Genomic DNA, 15,235 nt, shown 5'->3' with positions numbered 1-15,235 from the left:
GGTAATCTTTTAGATTATAAAATTAGGTGGTACCACGAATTTCACTCGTCCTATGGAGGGCGAGTTTTTTTATTGGAAGAACCTATCTATCAAAATTATTTGGGAGGACATTATGAAAAAGACAATCAAAAAAATGTTAGGAATCGGTGTTATGGCTTTGTTATTAGCCTCATGTGGAAAAGCAGAAAATAAGGATCAAGCCAAAGAAGAAGCATCTAGTGGAGATAAATTAAAAATCGGTATAGTTCAAGTTGCTGATCATCCATCTCTTGATGCTGCTAGGGAAGGCTTTATTGAAAAGCTCGATAGCGAAAATATTTCCTATGAATTAATTGATCATAGGGCAAACGGAGATCTCGCCCTTATAGCACAATTTGCTACTGACCTTAACAATAAGAAGGCTGATTTAGTTTATACCATAGGAACTCCAGCTGCCCAAGGAGTTGCCAATACTATAAAGGATAAGCCAGTTATTTATTCAGCTGTAACTGATCCAGAAGGGGCAGGGCTAAAGGCAGATAATCTTACAGGAGTTTCTGATTATGTAGAGGCAGGAAAGCTTATAGATGACTTTATAAAATTATATCCAGATACTAAGGTTTTTGGAACTATGTATAACACCAACGAGCAAAACTCAGTAGTTCAAATCGAAGCCCTAGAAAAGGCCCTAAGCCAAAGAGGACTAAAGCTTGAAAAGCAAGGCGTTTCATCTATAAATGACATCCCTCAAGCTATAGCTAGCCTAAAGGGAAAAATTGATGCTATGGTTACAGTTACTGACAACGTGGTAGTAAATGCCATGCCAGTTATTAGCGAAGCCTTGATTAAGGATAAGATTCCATCAATAGCTTATGATGAAGGAAGTGTTAAGAATGGAGCCTTAATGAGCGAGGGAGTTAATTACAAGGAGCTTGGTAGCCAGGCTGCTTCTTTGGCAGTACAAATCCTAAAAGATAAAAAAAGTCCAAAAGACCTTCCTTATGAGAAGGCTACTAGCATAAAGACTTTAGTAAATGAAAAAACAGCTAAGGCCTTGGGTCTTGATCTTAATAAGGGAATCTTAAAAGAAGCTGAAAAAGTAGATTGAGGAAGAAAAAATGACAGCTTTAATATCATCAATGGGAGCGAGCATTGAAATAGGATTGATTTTCGCAATCCTTGCCATGGGCTATATGCTCACCTACAAATTTTTAAAATATTACGACCTATCCTTGGAAGGAACTTATCCACTAGGAGCTTTCCTTGCAGCAGTTCTTATCCAAAAGGGCCTTGGCCCTTATCTAGGAATTATTGGTTCAATTGTAGCTGGAGGACTTGGAGGATGCCTTACCTACTTTTTCTACAAAAAAGTAAAGGTAGATCCCCTTCTTTCAGGAATCTTGACCCTCACCATACTCTATTCTATAAATCTTAGGGTTGGAGGAGCAAGTAATATTCCAATAGCAGGAAGCCCAAGCATCTTCGGCAATCTGCCAAAATGGCCAATCCTTCTAATCCTTACAATTCTAATCAAGCTTGCTATTGATTATTATTTAAGAAGTGAGGCAGGATATCTTCTAAAAATCACCGGAAATAATAGGAAATTAGTTAAGCAATTAGGAAAAAATCCTGATGGGATGATTATGATAGGCCTTATCCTATCAAATGCCCTAATAGGCCTTAGTGGGGGACTTATGGCTAACTACCAAGGCTTTGCCGATATACAAATGGGAACTGCTATGATAGTAACAGGCCTTGCTTCAATAATCATAGGAGATACTATAATGAAAGCTTCTGATAGGCTTAGAGATACTTCTAGGGCTATTATGGGAGCTATAGTCTATAGGATTATATCAGGCCTTGCTATATACTTAGGACTAAATCCAAATGATCTAAAACTAATCACAGCCCTAATAGTTATAGCCTTCATCGCCTACAACAACTACCTATCTAAAAGAAAATATAAAAGGATGGTAAACAATGCTAGAGATTAAAAATATATACAAATCCTTTAACCTAGGAACTAGTGAGGAAAACACAATATTTAAAGATTTCTCCCTAAGTGTTGAGGAGGCAATTGCTACAACTATAATAGGACCAAATGGTTGTGGCAAGTCTACCCTAATGAATCTAATTACTGGGGCCCTACCCCTTGATGGTGGACAAATTCTCGTAAATGGTGAAGATGTATCAAAGCTTAGCGAAGAGAAAAGATCAAAATACATGGGAAAGGTCAACCAAGATCCCAAAGATGGAGTGGCGACCAACCTCGATATCTATGAAAATATGGCCCTAGCCCTAAAAAAGGGGGAAAGATTCGGCCTTAGGTCATTAAGAAAATCTGCTGATAAAGAAGATATAATAAGAAGGCTAAAGAAATTAAATCTAGGTCTAGAAAATAAGCTACACACAAAAACTGGCCTCTTATCTGGAGGTCAAAGGCAATCCCTAGCTCTTCTAATGGCTACAGCCAAAAGACCAGACATCCTCTTATTAGACGAACACACAGCAGCCCTTGATCCAAAAACTAGCAGAAATATAATGGATATGACAAGAAGCCTAATAGACAAAGAAAAAATCACAACTCTTTTAATATCTCACAACCTAAGAGATGTAGTGAGGTATTCTGATAGGATAATAATGCTAAATAAGGGACATATAGCCCTAGATTTAAGGGCAAAGGATATAACAGAAGATGAACTTATAAAGTTGTATAAAAAAGAACTTGGCGAATAGAAAAACTGGCTAGGCTATAGGATTTCTACCGATAATATAGCTTGCCAGTTTTTATTTGCTAAATTTTAAGCTGTTACTCATTTTTCCTAAAAGTCTTATAGGTAAAATAAATCTTTTTAGTTAACTCATTTTCTTAAAAATTTTTTATAAAGTGCAAAGACAGCCATGCCGATAATTGCATTTACTACAATAGCCCCGCCTGGTTTGATGTCAAAATTATAGGATAGGATAATACCTAGCATCATATAAATAACACCAAGAATAGTAGTGATGAAAAAAGTTTGTTTGTAGGATTTAGCTACTATAAGGGCTGTTGCAACTGGAAGAACGATGAGGCTTGTAACCATCAAGGCTCCAATTATTTTAACAGATAAGGCTATAGTTATAGCTGCAAGGAGGGTAAAGATAGCATCAACAGCTTCTACCTTAACCCCAGAAAGCCTTGCAGTATTTGGATCTATGGCAATAGCTAAAAGGGCTGAATACCTGCTTACAGAAAGGATAATAACTAAGACAAACACAATGGATGTATTTATTATATCAGCAGTGGTAACTGATGAGATCGAACCAAAAAGGTAGGACTCGAAGGAATTACCACCGGGAGCGAAATCTGACAGGATGGCTGCTATACCAAGACCTGTCGACATTATTACTGCTGTTGCCATATCACCATATTGGGGAAATTTTTTTCTTATTAATTCTATAAGAAAGGCTGCTATTACACAAATAATAGCAGATCCTAAAAGAGGATCAAAGCCAAGGATAAGCCCCATACCAACGCCTGCAAGGGCCGTATGAGATAGGGCATCGCCTATCATTGAGGTCTTTCTATTGACAATAACTATTCCTATAATAGGAATCATAATAGAAAGGAGAAAACCTAGAAGTAGGGCTTTTCTCATAAAAGCAAATTCTAACATTCTACAAGCCTCCCTTCAGTCATTTCATATTTTTTCATAGTGAAGTTAAGGCTTTCCATTTCCTTTAGTTCATGAGTTACCATGACAATAGTTATGGAAAATTTCTCTGAAAGAATGTCTATGGTTTCAAAAAAATTAGCCTTACTTTCCTTATCTACACCTGCTGTAGGCTCATCTAAAATGAGGATTTGTGGGTTATTAATCATCGCTTTGGCAATCATTGCTCTTTGGGCAAGTCCGCCAGATAATTCATTAACAGGAGTATTGATAAAATCCCCCATGCCCATCTTGTTAAGGATATCCTTAGCCTTTTTGTAATGGGATTTTCTAGGGATTTTGATAAAACCGAAATCCTCATAAAGATTTAAAGATACAAGCTCCAAACAAGTTATAGGAAAAGAAATCTTATTTACAATATTTATTTGAGGAAGGTAACCGATATCTTTATAGGACTTATAATCTTCGATATTCTTTCCTAAAATCTTTATCGAACCTGTATCTTTTTTTAGTTCACCTAACATTAATTTAATCAAAGTTGACTTACCACTGCCATTACCACCAAGGATAAGGGCCAAATCTCCCATCTCTAGGCTAAAATCACAGGATTTTATGACGGGGATTTTGTTGTAGGCAAAGGTCACATCTTTTATTTCTATTGCTTTCATTTTTCCTCCTCGGCCATAGAATTGTAGAGATTTTCTAGATTCATTCTCATCAAATCAATATAGTCTTGATTTTTGTCTTTTTGTTCTTTGCTTAAAAACTCCATAGAGGCAAGAGGAGAGATCTTAGCCCCTATTTCTTCTGCCAGTGCCTTGGCTTGTTTTGGATTTTGACCATATTCATAAAAGACAGTTGAAATATGGTAATATTGCGAAAAGTCGATAGCCTTCTTGATTGTCTTTAGACTTGGACTTTCAAGGCTAGTTAGGCCCTGGAGAGGGTATTGGTTAAGATTAAAATCTCTAGCTAGATAAGCGTAAGCATAATGGAGGGTTAGGAAATTCTTCCTATTTTTATCAAGCTTTGCGAATTTATCTCTATATTCTGCATCTATATCTGTCAATTTATCAACGTATTTTAACTTATTTTTTCTATAAAGTCTTTCGTGGTCCGGATATTTTTCAATAAGTTTTTCTTGGATGGCATTTAGGTATTTCTTAGCATTGACAATAGATATCCATGAGTGAGGGTCATAGGTAATTTTATCAAAACCTGACGAAGAGCCCTCCATAAGGGAGACCTCCTTACCCTCATCCTTTAAGAAATTTCCCTTGCCATCAGCAAAGTTGTATGGGAGCAAGTCCTCGCTTATCCTATCAGAGATGAAAATCCATTTGCCAGCTTCTGGGAAATCAAAAAATACTTCACCAGATTCATGGCCCATCTCTATACCGTAAACCTTGCCCTCTTCTATCTTGCTTGTAGATTTTTGATGGACTAGTTCGCCCTTTTGGCTCATCACTTCCTTGGCCTTTTTTACCAAATCTTTTTGGCTAAGTCCTTCGTCTTTAATAAAAGCGACCCTCATCATATCCTCGTGGGTGTGGCCGAAGTCGATTTTATTCTTACCCGCTTCGACATCAATCCTTGCTAGATATTGAAAATCACCAATAGCTGCTGCCCCCTTATAAGTAATGAGGTCCACAGAATCTGAAAGCTTTAGGATATCAAGATTTGGCAAATTCTCTCTAACAGTATCAAGCCAAGGCTCCATATTTGCTCCATTAACAACTAGAAGGTCGCATTTGGCTAGCTTTTTCATATCCTTTGGACTTGGTTCCCAAATATGAGGATCCTTATCCAAGGGCATGAAAGATTCTACATTTATAGTATCCCCACCAACCATCTTTGTTAGGTCACAGATTGGATAAAAAGAAGTATAAATTAAGGGAGAATCTTTAGTCTTTTTACTGTCTTTTGAACATCCGCTTGCTAAAAAGAGGATTAGTAGGGGAAAAACTACAAGAAAATTCTTTAGCCTAAATCTATAAGGACTTTTAGCCCTAAGACCAAGGGATAATATCCTACTCACTAATTTCATCTATGATTTGTTGGTCGGTAGAAGATGGTTTAACAAAGGTTGGATACCAGCCCTCTTCTTTAAGGAGGCTATCCTTATCATCACCATATCTCATGTGGAAGTGGGTTAGACTTTCTTCACCGTGGATAGGCATCATCATGAGAACCTTGTAAGGAGCATTTTCGCTTGTAGCTTCGAAGATATCCCACTCTAATTTATGGCCTTCATGTTCTGCCTCTACTTTTTCCTTGAATTTGTAATCAGCTTCGGCAATAACTTCGCCCTTAGCTTCTGGGAATTCCTTTAAGAATTTCACATGGTCGCCTGAAATTTCAAGACCACCAAAATCACATTTTCTTTTCTTTAGGTATCCTTCTTTAGCAGTCTTTTCATCTGTATTTTCTTTTTCAGCTAGGGTCTTGTAAGCAGCTTGGATTTCAGGTTTTTCTAGGTAACCACCCATGCTGTTCCATTCGCCTTCCCAATCAGCCATGCTTACTTCTTCAGAAGCTTTATCAGCATCCTTAGCATCTTTTTTAGATTCTTCAGCTGGTTTTTCTTCCTTAGCTTGTTCTTCTACCTTAGTTTCTGCCTTACCATTATCAGAAGCCTTATCATTAGCTTGATCCTTTTGGCAAGCAGAAAGGATAAGACCTAAAGAAAGGAGAGCTACTAGAGTATATTTCTTGTTGTTTTTCATAATTCACCTCATACTTATATTTTGTTATCAGTTGACTAGTCATGATAATGATAACATATATCAAATAGTTAGTCAAGAGTGATTTGCATTATCAAAAAAAGACAGGGAATTAACAAAATTTTTTACAATAAATATTAGCTAATCAGTTTTAAGGATAGGATTTTAGGTCTAGTAGAAGACATTTAGAAGATAGGTAAATATTGCGAAGATAAAATAAAAAACGGTCAATCCCCATAAGGGGAAGAGACCGTTTCTTGGATGGATTTTAAAGTTTAGTTTATTAATAATTTATATGTTAGATTTTTATTTTCTCATCAAGAAGTTAAAAGCACCAAGGGCTGCTGTCGCACCTGATCCTGCGGCTATAACAATTTGTTTAAATAGCTCTTCTGTCACATCTCCTGCTGCAAAGATGCCTTCTACATTTGTAGCCCCATCGGGACCTGTGATAATTTCTCCTCTTTGGCTAAGTTTTACTTCTGTCTTTTCTAGCCATTCTGTATTTGGCACAAGGCCTACTTGGATAAAGCAACCTGCTATATCAATCTTGTTTTCCTTTCCAGAAATCCTGTCTGTATATTCTAGGTTTTCCAGTCTGTTAGAACCATATAGACCTGTCGTTTGGGCGTTGGTTATGATATCTACGTTAGCTAGGGATTTTACCTTTTTTTGGAGGACTTCATCAGCCTTTAATTCTGGCAAAAATTCTAGGACGGTTACATGTTTAACCATGCCAGCTAGATCAATTGCAGCCTCTATTCCTGAATTTCCTCCGCCGATTACTGCTACGTTTTTGCCCTTAAAGAGTGGGCCATCACAGTGGGTGCAATAAGCTACTCCCTTGTTTCTAAATTCAGTTTCTCCAGGGATACCTATTAGCCTCCATCTAGCACCTGTGGCTATAATTGCAGTTTTTGTTTCTAATTTTGCTCCATTATCTAGGCTTATTTCAACAAGAGCATCCTTTTTTTCTATATTATCTGCAAGGGCTCCTGTCATTATATCAACATCCAAGGCTAGGGCTTGTTCTTTCATTTGATTCATGAAATCAGGGCCTTCGGTGTATTTAAAGCCAGGAATATTTTCTATACCTAGGGTTTCATTTACCTGACCACCAAATTCGCTTGCAATAATTCCTGTCTTGATTCCTTTTCTTGCTGCATAAATTGCTGCGGTTGCTGCTGCAGGACCACCACCAATTATTAGGACATCGAAAAGTCCCTTATCAGCAAAGTGATTGGCATCTATCTTAGAGCCGAGTTTATCGAGGATAGTCTCAATTGATTGTTTGCCACCCTCGAAGAAGTCCCCATCTTTAAAAATAGCTGGAACTGCAAGTACATCACGACCTTCTGCTAGGTCTTGGAACATGGATCCTTCAATCATTGTGTGATTTACAGAAGGATTTAGGATTGCCATTATATTGAGGGCTTGGACAACATCTGGACAATTGTGGCAGGATAGGGAAACTATTGTTTCAAAATCACATCCATCAAGAGCCTTGATTCTTTTCTTTATGCTAGGATCAACCTTTGGCTCAATTCCTCCAACTTGAAGGAGGGCAAGGGCAAAGGACGCAAATTCGTGACCTAGAGGAAGACCGGCAAAGACGATTTTTCCATGGTCAAATTCTCCCTTTAGCTCGAAAGAAGGAATGTATTGGAGTTTCTTTTCTTCGACTTTTATTTTCGAAGAAAGACTTGCTACATCATCAACAAATTCTTTAACTTTCTTAGAATTTTCATCTTCATTGACAGAAAGCCCAATAACGACTTCTGTCTTTAATAAGTCAAGATATTGGGCTAGCTGGCTTTTTAGTTTTTGATCTAACATATCAGATTTTTCCTACAAGATCAAGACCTGGTGTTAGGGTCGCATCTTCTTCACTTTCCCATTTAGCAGGACAAGCTTCACCTGGATGGGCAGCAACGTACTTAGCTGCTTTAATCTTGTTGATATTTACATTTGCCTTTCTACCGATTCCATCTGCGTTGATTTCGATAGTTTGGATTACATTTTCAGGATCTACTACAAGAGTTGCCCTTAAAGCCTTGCCTGAAGGGTCAAGAAGGTCAAGTTCTCTAGTAAGTTCTTTGTTTGAATCACCAATCATTGTGTATTCAATCTTACTAATTGCTTCGCTGTTGTCATGCCATGCCTTGTGAACAAAGTGTGTATCAACAGATACTGAATAAACTTCAGCTCCAAGTTCTTTTAATTGTTTATATGATTCTTGCATGTCTTCAAGCTCTGTTGGACATACAAAAGTAAAGTCTGCTGGATAAAAAATGAGGACAGTCCACTTATCAAGGAGGTCCTTGTCAGTAATTGTAACAAATTCTTCCTTAGCTGGGTTGTAAGCGTCTAAACTAAATTCTGGTAATTTTCTTCCTATAAAAGCCATAATTTTCTCCTTTTGTTTTATACTAAGTCATAATTATAATCATTATCACTCGCTATACAATAATTATAATCATTCTAAACTAAAAGTCAAATTAGTTGGTAAATATATTTTTATTTACCAGCATAAATTAAAGAAAATAGCTAAGTTAAGTTATTAGTTTAGCCTAGCTGTAGATAGAAGGAAATTTTTAGGCAACTAGATTTTTCTTTACTTATCTTTACTTTATTAAAAATTAATAGGAAATTTCTAAATTTTGTTAGAAAATCTTTCCAAAGAATTTAGATAGACTAGCAAATTCAATATCAAAAAAACCCCCTATTTCAATCAAATAAGTGATTTGAAATAGGGGTCTAAGCCTTAGCTTTATCTATTAAGCTTTTTCTTATTTAAGTTTAAAATCAAGGAAGCTGATAGGACGAGGACCATGCCACAAGCAAGCCTTGTTGTAAAACTTTCTCCGAGGATTATCACTGAGAGGATAGATCCAAATAATGGAACGAAAAGTTTGTAAATGCCAAATTCGTTAGCTGAATGGATTTGTAGAACCTTAGTCCATATGCTAAAGGAAGTTGCTGATATGAAGGCAGCATAGATTAGAAGTATAGCCGCTTTCATTGTAAAGTGCAAAGTATTTGATGATACAGCAGTTCCCACTAAAATTAAGACGATTGAGCCTACTAAAAATTGGATTCCCGTCAACAAGAAGCCATTTATGCCCTTGCCATATTTTCTAACTAAAACAGTGCAGAAGGCGTTTATTGATGTTGATATGATGATGAAGCCCTCACCATTAAGCTTCATAGCTTCACCGCCTATTGGTTTTCCAGTGTTAGTTATTACAATACCTATTGTTCCTATAATAAGGGCAAGAATCATTTTTGAATTAATCTTATCTTCTGGCAAAAGTAGGGCGGAAAATATTACAACTATGAAGGAATTGGCTGCCTGGATAATTGAAGATTTGACCCCAAAGGTATTTGATAGACCTATATAGTAAAACAAGTATTGGATACTTGTTTGAACTAAGCCCAGGATTAAGACAAATTTCCAATTTATTTTTTTAACATCCTTAAAAGACCTGTCAAAAATGAAAAAATATAACAAGGTTATGATTCCAGCCATGAAAAACCTTATTCCAGCAATTAATATCTTTAGTCCAGTATCGCTAGGACCAATGCCTAGTTCTAGATAGGTAGTTTTTATGGTAGGGATGGCTGAACCCCACAAAAGCATAGCGAAAATCGAAAAAACAATCGCTAATTTCTTATTTTTTAACAAGTTATCTCCTCCTCTTAGATAGAATTTAGTTTTTATATTATAAATTTCTAATAATTCTTTAACTACTTTACTAATTAATTGTAATTTATCAAAATGTTTTAAGAAGCGAATCGTTTTGATAAAATATTTTATTTATGTTATGATAGTAGTATATCACATATTAATAGGGAGGAAATATGAAAAAAATAACAAGACTGTTATTGGCACTGACCATGATTTTTACACTAAGTGCATGTGGAAAGGCTGCTGATAACAAAGAAGCAGCCAACAACGATGTAAAAACTGAGGCTAAAGTTGATGAGAACAAGGAAGATAAGAAAGAAAATAAGGATAACAAAGAATCATCCAAGGCTAGTGAGCTTACTTTGCCAGATTTTAAGGGAAGAAACTTAAATGTAGTTGCTACAAGTGATTCTTACGTACCTTTATTCGATAAATTTAGCGAGCTTACAGGAGCTAAGGTAGAATTTTTATCAATGTCTTCTGGAGAAGTTATAACAAGAACTAAGGCTGAAGGAAAGCCAATGGCAGACTTGTGGTTTGGTGGCGGACTTGATGCTTTCATGGCAGCTAAAGAAGATGGGCTTCTTGATTCTTATAAGTCAGAAATGACAGATAAGATTCCAGAAAAGTTTAGGGATAAGGATGGCTTTTATACTTCTAAGGGTCTAACTGTGGTAGGTTTTATTGTAAATGATAAAATTTTGAAAGAAAAGGGACTAGAAGCACCAAAAACATGGAAGGACCTTGCCAAGGAAGAGTACAAGGGAGAGATAATCATGTCTAACCCTGCTATATCTGGAACAAATTATGCAGCCTTAAAGGGACTCTTAGACCTATATGGGGAGGAAGAAGGCTGGGCTTTATTTGAAAAAATCAACGAAAATATAGATTTCTATTCAAAAAGAGGAAAAGACCCTCAAGAAAAGACAGCCCAAGGAGAATTTGCTATTGGAATTATTCCAGTTGATAAAAAAGCCTTCGATGCTGCTAAGGATAACGGACTTTCTGTAGTTTATCCAGAAGATGGAATTAGCTGGGTACCAGAGGGAGTAGCTGTATTTAAGGATAGCGAAAATGCTGATGTAGCTAAAGCTTTCGAAGATTTCATGCTTACAGCTGAAGCCCAAAAGATGATTGCTGACATTGATGGCAAAGATACTAACCAACTAATTGTTGAAGGAGCCAAGGGCTTCGACCTAGGCCTTCCAAAAGATAAGCTAATTGACGAAGACCTATCAACTTTTGGTACAAAGAGAGATGAAATATTAAATAAATTCAAAGAAATAGCCAAGGATAAGGCTAGCGAAAAATAATAGCTGGGGAGCTTTTACAAAATTAACTTATAAAAAAGTTTGCTTGTAAAAGCTCTTTTTTGTGAGAGGGATGCGATTTGCTAAAAAAAATAAAATCCTTAATAGTTCCGTCACTATTAAGTTTGAGTGTAATAATTTTTATATTAATGCCCTTAATCTTCGTCTTTAAGGAGGCTTTTTTCATAGGGCCAAACTTTACTTTGGCTAATATAATAAGGGTATTGAAGATGAAGAAGTTGATAGGCAATTCTCTAAAGCTTTCCATTGGCACTAGTATCTTGTCAGTAGTTAGCTCTGTTTTTGTTAGTCTTTTCTTCTATTTTTCAAACAAAAAGATTAGGCTAATAATTACCACTATCTTATCTATAACACTAATCTCTCCGCCCTTTGTAACGAGTCTTTCCTACATAAATCTTTTCGGCAGGCGAGGCTTTATTTCCTATGGGATTTTGGGTCTATCCTTAAATCCCTACAATATGTGGGGGATTATGTCCATGCAAAGCATTTCTTACCTATCCTTAAATACCTTACTTCTTGTAGGCTTCTTAGAAAAAATTGACCAGAGGATAATAGATTCAGCAAGAAGTCTTGGGGCTAGGACAAATAATATAATTATAGATATCCTACTTCCTTCTATGAAAAATGGAATTTCTGCTGTCTTTATGCTAAGTTTTTTCAAATCAATAGCAGATTTTGCGACTCCTAATATAATTGGAGGTAAATTTTCTGTCCTAGCCTTAGAAGCATATTTTGAGGTCATAGCCAATGGAAATCTTTCTCTTGCAGCGTCTATGAATATAATAATTCTATTTTTGACTCTCTTAGTTTATTTTATCTTTGCGAAAAATAGGCAAAATTATACAAGTCTAGGTCTTTCATCTCAAAGAAAGGCTATCAAGCTTCATGATAAGACTATCTTGTATTACACGATAGCATTTATATCAAGCCTCCTCCTCTTAACCCTAAGTATCTTATATATATCAATAATATTTACTGCCTTTAGCCGCATGAAAGATGGAAGCTTAGTCTTTAGCTTAGAAAACTTCAAAGATACTGCTAGATATATCAACTCAATTACTATAAGGTCGATTACTTATTCACTTATATCAGCCCTAGGGGGGAGCTTGCTTGGTATGTTAATCGGATATTATTTGATAATAAAAAAAGACTCTTATATGAAAGTCATTGATTATTTTGCAAACCTACCTTATGTAATTCCTGGCATGTTTTTTGGCTTGGCCTATCTTTTATTTTTTAGGGATAAGCCCTTATACCTAACTGGGACAAGTGCCATAGTTATCCTCAATGTTTTATTTAAGCAACTGCCTTTTTCAACTAGGATATTTAACGCTTCGATGAAGTCTGTCGATAAAAATATATTAAAGGCAATAAGGGATTTGGGAGGGGGATCCTTTTATGAAATCAAGGATGGAATCCTTCCTCTAAGTAAAGAAAGCATGAGGGTAAGCCTTATAAATGCCTTCACTACCACAATGACTACAGTGGGCTCTATCATCTTTTTAGTTTATCCATCCAAAAAACTAATGACCTTGGTAATGTTTGATGTAATTAACAGTGGCAAATACAATGAAGGCTCTGTTATTGCCCTCTATATCCTTGTGATTTGCCTAATCTTTAACCTACTAATCCAAGTCCTTACAAAAGAAAAAAGCCACTGGCTAAGGAGATAAGATGTATCTAGAAATAAAAAATTTAACTAAGAAATATGGACAGGCCTACGCCATAAAAGACATATCCTTTGGCCTAGAAGAGGGAAAATTTTTGTGCCTGTTGGGCCCTTCTGGATCTGGCAAGTCTACAATCCTTCACTGCCTAGGAGGCTTTTTAGACCATGAAGGAAAGATTATTATAGATGGAGAAGATGTAAGCGAAAAAAGCCCGGAAGAAAGAGATGTTTCGACAGTTTTTCAATCATATGCAATCTTTCCCCACATGAATGTCCTAGAAAATGTAATGTACGGTCTAAAATTCAGGGCCAAGGGCCTAGCTAAGGATGAAAAAAAGAAGAAAGCTTTGGAAGTTCTTGAAAAAGTTGGACTTAAAGGCCTTGAAAAAAGATATGAAAGTGAATTATCTGGTGGACAAAAGCAAAGGGTGGCACTTGCAAGAAGCCTAGTTGTAAAACCCAAACTACTCTTGATGGATGAGCCCCTATCAGCCCTTGACTATAATTTGAGAAATAAAATGCAAGAAGAGATAAAGAGTATACAGAAAGACTTTAAGATAACGACCATCTTTGTAACCCACGACCGAAATGAGGCCTTCGCTATGGCTGATGAAATAATTATATTAAATAAAGGAAGGCTCATAGAAAAGGCAAGCCCAGAAGAAATATATAATCACCCGAAGGATGAATTTTCCCTAAAATTTATGGGTAAGGCCAATCTCTTTGATGGAGGCTATGTGAGACCAGAAAAAATTATAGAAAATGACAGGGGAGAAGAATTTGTCATAGAGAATCTTAACTTTGATGGGGATAGGCTAGGAATTTTCCTAAAAAACGACAAAAGAGAAATGGAAATGACAAAATTAAATGATGGCAAAAAATACAAGGTCGGCCAAAAGATAAAAGTAACCTACAAGATTGAGGAAATAAGATGAAGATACTGCACGTTTTAACCCAGCTTCCACAAAAAACTGGATCTGGAGTCTACTTTACAAATTTAATAAAAAGCTTTGAAGATATGGGCCATGAAAATCTAGCCCTCTACGGGACAGAAGAGGCAATAGAAATTGATTTTCCTATAAAAAATTCCAAAGAAGTAGTCTACATGACAGAAAAACTGCCATTCCACATATGTGGAATGAGTGATATTATGCCCTATGAGTCGACAGTTTATAGCAAGATGAGTGAAGATGAGATAGATATGCTAGAAGAAGCTTTTAGGGATAAGCTAATTGAAATAAAAGATTCTTTCAAGCCAGAGCTTGTAATAAGCCACCACTTATTTTTTGTAACAGACTTAGTAAGAAGAATATTTCCACATTTAAAAGTCGTGGGCATATCCCACGGAACCGACATAAGACAGATAAAAAAATATCCTAGATTTTTAAAAAGACTAGGCCATATCAAAGAGCTCGACCAAGTTTTGACAGTAACTGACCAAGAAGATGAAAGTATAAGGGAAAAACTTGGAGTAAAAAAAATTAGTCTAATAGGGGGAGGATTCAACCAAGAAGTATTCTATGAAAACCCAAAGGCAAAAACCGATGATATCATCAGAATAATGTATGCAGGAAAAATCACTAGGTCTAAGGGGGTCTTTGAGCTTGCCAAAAGCCTAAAGACCTTAGAGAAAAAATATCTAAAGATAAAAATGTATATAGTCGGAAATGCAAGTGAAGAAGATAAGAAAATCCTAAGAGAAAATACCGACAATTCAGAAAATCTAATAATTCACGACGCCGAAGACCAAAAAACAATGGCAGATCATCTAAGGCAGATGGATATATTTGTCCTACCATCATACTTTGAAGCCTTGGGACTTGTGGCAATCGAAGCCTTGGCTTGCCATAAACTAGTAGTAACAAGCTACATAGAAGGTCTAGATAAACTATTAAGCCCAATAATTAAAGAGAAAAAGGCTATAGAATTTGTAGCCCTACCAAGAATAAAAAACGTTGACCAGCCTTACGAAGAAGATGTCGATTCCTATGTAGAAAGAATAGCAGGCAAAATCGAAGAGCAAATAGAAAGACTAGACGAAGAAATCTTCACAGAAGATGTGAATAAAGAAATAGAAAAATACTCTTGGAAAAATATGGGAAGAAAGATATTTGAAATAATAAGCTAGACCAATCAATTAAATTCGAAGAAATTAATTGATTGACTTCCTTAACAAAATTTTAAAAAAATTT

The 15,235-nt window shown here is 36.1% G+C and carries 14 protein-coding genes and 1 other annotated feature (1 of these 15 running past the window's edge); of the genes, 7 read left to right on the top strand and 7 right to left on the bottom strand.

Translation table 11 applies throughout. The annotated features are described in order from the left end of the window. Positions 1 to 56: a binding site (T-box leader), on the top strand (it extends 173 nt beyond the left edge of the window). Between the two features lie 56 nt (positions 57 to 112). Genes HMPREF0077_RS03220 through HMPREF0077_RS03210 form a run of 3 tightly spaced genes read left to right on the top strand, consistent with a single transcriptional unit; the run spans position 113 to position 2,715 of the window. After that, positions 113 to 1,087, top strand: a complete 975-nt coding sequence (locus HMPREF0077_RS03220; protein WP_040349366.1) for an ABC transporter substrate-binding protein — start codon at positions 113 to 115, stop codon at positions 1,085 to 1,087. Positions 1,088 to 1,097: 10 nt separating this feature from the next. Beyond that, positions 1,098 to 1,973 (top strand): ABC transporter permease, encoded by an 876-nt coding sequence (locus tag HMPREF0077_RS03215; protein WP_004836518.1) that lies wholly within the window; start codon positions 1,098 to 1,100, stop codon positions 1,971 to 1,973. Next, on the top strand, positions 1,960 to 2,715 hold the full coding sequence (locus tag HMPREF0077_RS03210) for an ABC transporter ATP-binding protein (protein WP_004836517.1): 756 nt from the start codon (positions 1,960 to 1,962) through the stop codon (positions 2,713 to 2,715). The genes HMPREF0077_RS03215 and HMPREF0077_RS03210 overlap by 14 nt, the downstream gene beginning before the upstream one ends. A gap of 125 nt (positions 2,716 to 2,840) precedes the next feature. Here the strand turns inward: HMPREF0077_RS03210 and HMPREF0077_RS03205 are convergent, their stop codons facing one another. From HMPREF0077_RS03205 to HMPREF0077_RS03175, 7 genes are all read right to left on the bottom strand, one after another. After that, positions 2,841 to 3,635, bottom strand: a complete 795-nt coding sequence (locus HMPREF0077_RS03205; protein WP_004836516.1) for a metal ABC transporter permease — start codon at positions 3,633 to 3,635, stop codon at positions 2,841 to 2,843. Further along, complete coding sequence (locus HMPREF0077_RS03200) at positions 3,629 to 4,300, bottom strand: metal ABC transporter ATP-binding protein (RefSeq protein WP_004836515.1); 672 nt, start codon at positions 4,298 to 4,300, stop codon at positions 3,629 to 3,631. The genes HMPREF0077_RS03205 and HMPREF0077_RS03200 overlap by 7 nt, the downstream gene beginning before the upstream one ends. Continuing rightward, the gene (locus tag HMPREF0077_RS03195; RefSeq protein WP_004836514.1) at positions 4,297 to 5,679 is read right to left on the bottom strand and encodes a metal ABC transporter substrate-binding protein; all 1,383 of its coding nucleotides are present in this window, start codon (positions 5,677 to 5,679) and stop codon (positions 4,297 to 4,299) included. The genes HMPREF0077_RS03200 and HMPREF0077_RS03195 overlap by 4 nt, the downstream gene beginning before the upstream one ends. Beyond that, positions 5,663 to 6,358: a ZinT/AdcA family metal-binding protein gene (locus HMPREF0077_RS03190; RefSeq protein ID WP_004836513.1), complete on the bottom strand. Its 696-nt coding sequence runs from the start codon at positions 6,356 to 6,358 to the stop codon at positions 5,663 to 5,665. Before HMPREF0077_RS03190 ends, HMPREF0077_RS03195 begins: the two co-directional genes overlap by 17 nt. A 303-nt stretch (positions 6,359 to 6,661) precedes the next feature. Continuing rightward, entirely contained in the window at positions 6,662 to 8,191 is a 1,530-nt protein-coding gene (gene ahpF, locus HMPREF0077_RS03185; RefSeq protein WP_004836512.1) for an alkyl hydroperoxide reductase subunit F, read from the bottom strand. Position 8,192: 1 nt separating this feature from the next. Beyond that, positions 8,193 to 8,762, bottom strand: coding sequence for an alkyl hydroperoxide reductase subunit C (gene ahpC, locus HMPREF0077_RS03180; protein ID WP_004836511.1), 570 nt, complete (start codon positions 8,760 to 8,762; stop codon positions 8,193 to 8,195). 363 nt (positions 8,763 to 9,125) lie between these two features. After that, on the bottom strand, positions 9,126 to 10,040 hold the full coding sequence (locus HMPREF0077_RS03175) for a DMT family transporter (protein WP_004836510.1): 915 nt from the start codon (positions 10,038 to 10,040) through the stop codon (positions 9,126 to 9,128). 176 nt (positions 10,041 to 10,216) lie between these two features. Between HMPREF0077_RS03175 and HMPREF0077_RS03170 the strand changes: the two genes are divergently transcribed. The 4 genes from HMPREF0077_RS03170 to HMPREF0077_RS03155 all read left to right on the top strand — a co-directional run bounded on the left by HMPREF0077_RS03170 (position 10,217) and on the right by HMPREF0077_RS03155 (position 15,171). Then, positions 10,217 to 11,356, top strand: a complete 1,140-nt coding sequence (locus tag HMPREF0077_RS03170) for an extracellular solute-binding protein (RefSeq protein WP_004836509.1) — start codon at positions 10,217 to 10,219, stop codon at positions 11,354 to 11,356. 227 nt (positions 11,357 to 11,583) lie between these two features. After that, complete coding sequence (locus HMPREF0077_RS03165) at positions 11,584 to 13,047, top strand: ABC transporter permease (protein ID WP_248596429.1); 1,464 nt, start codon at positions 11,584 to 11,586, stop codon at positions 13,045 to 13,047. A 1-nt stretch (position 13,048) separates the two neighbouring features. Further along, positions 13,049 to 13,978 carry an ABC transporter ATP-binding protein gene (locus HMPREF0077_RS03160; protein WP_004836507.1) on the top strand — a complete coding sequence of 310 codons (930 nt, stop codon included), beginning with the start codon at positions 13,049 to 13,051 and terminating at the stop codon, positions 13,976 to 13,978. Continuing rightward, positions 13,975 to 15,171, top strand: a complete 1,197-nt coding sequence (locus HMPREF0077_RS03155; protein WP_004836506.1) for a glycosyltransferase family 4 protein — start codon at positions 13,975 to 13,977, stop codon at positions 15,169 to 15,171. The genes HMPREF0077_RS03160 and HMPREF0077_RS03155 overlap by 4 nt, the downstream gene beginning before the upstream one ends. Positions 15,172 to 15,235 lie beyond the last annotated feature (64 nt).

Source organism: Anaerococcus tetradius ATCC 35098 (assembly GCF_000159095.1).
GTDB lineage: Bacteria > Bacillota > Clostridia > Tissierellales > Peptoniphilaceae > Anaerococcus > Anaerococcus tetradius.
This window is presented reverse-complemented; position numbering and strand designations above follow the sequence as displayed.

Bases quoted from the DNA above. Each gene is read 5' to 3' on its own strand.
- HMPREF0077_RS03220 (WP_040349366.1), top strand. From the start codon at position 113: ATGAAAAAGACAATCAAAAAAATGTTAGGAATCGGTGTTATGGCTTTG.
- HMPREF0077_RS03215 (WP_004836518.1), top strand. From the start codon at position 1,098: ATGACAGCTTTAATATCATCAATGGGAGCGAGCATTGAAATAGGATTG.
- HMPREF0077_RS03210 (WP_004836517.1), top strand. From the start codon at position 1,960: ATGCTAGAGATTAAAAATATATACAAATCCTTTAACCTAGGAACTAGT.
- HMPREF0077_RS03205 (WP_004836516.1), bottom strand. From the start codon at position 3,635: ATGTTAGAATTTGCTTTTATGAGAAAAGCCCTACTTCTAGGTTTTCTC.
- HMPREF0077_RS03200 (WP_004836515.1), bottom strand. From the start codon at position 4,300: ATGAAAGCAATAGAAATAAAAGATGTGACCTTTGCCTACAACAAAATC.
- HMPREF0077_RS03195 (WP_004836514.1), bottom strand. From the start codon at position 5,679: ATGAAATTAGTGAGTAGGATATTATCCCTTGGTCTTAGGGCTAAAAGT.
- HMPREF0077_RS03190 (WP_004836513.1), bottom strand. From the start codon at position 6,358: ATGAAAAACAACAAGAAATATACTCTAGTAGCTCTCCTTTCTTTAGGT.
- ahpF (WP_004836512.1), bottom strand. From the start codon at position 8,191: ATGTTAGATCAAAAACTAAAAAGCCAGCTAGCCCAATATCTTGACTTA.
- ahpC (WP_004836511.1), bottom strand. From the start codon at position 8,762: ATGGCTTTTATAGGAAGAAAATTACCAGAATTTAGTTTAGACGCTTAC.
- HMPREF0077_RS03170 (WP_004836509.1), top strand. From the start codon at position 10,217: ATGAAAAAAATAACAAGACTGTTATTGGCACTGACCATGATTTTTACA.
- HMPREF0077_RS03165 (WP_248596429.1), top strand. From the start codon at position 11,584: ATGAAGAAGTTGATAGGCAATTCTCTAAAGCTTTCCATTGGCACTAGT.
- HMPREF0077_RS03160 (WP_004836507.1), top strand. From the start codon at position 13,049: ATGTATCTAGAAATAAAAAATTTAACTAAGAAATATGGACAGGCCTAC.
- HMPREF0077_RS03155 (WP_004836506.1), top strand. From the start codon at position 13,975: ATGAAGATACTGCACGTTTTAACCCAGCTTCCACAAAAAACTGGATCT.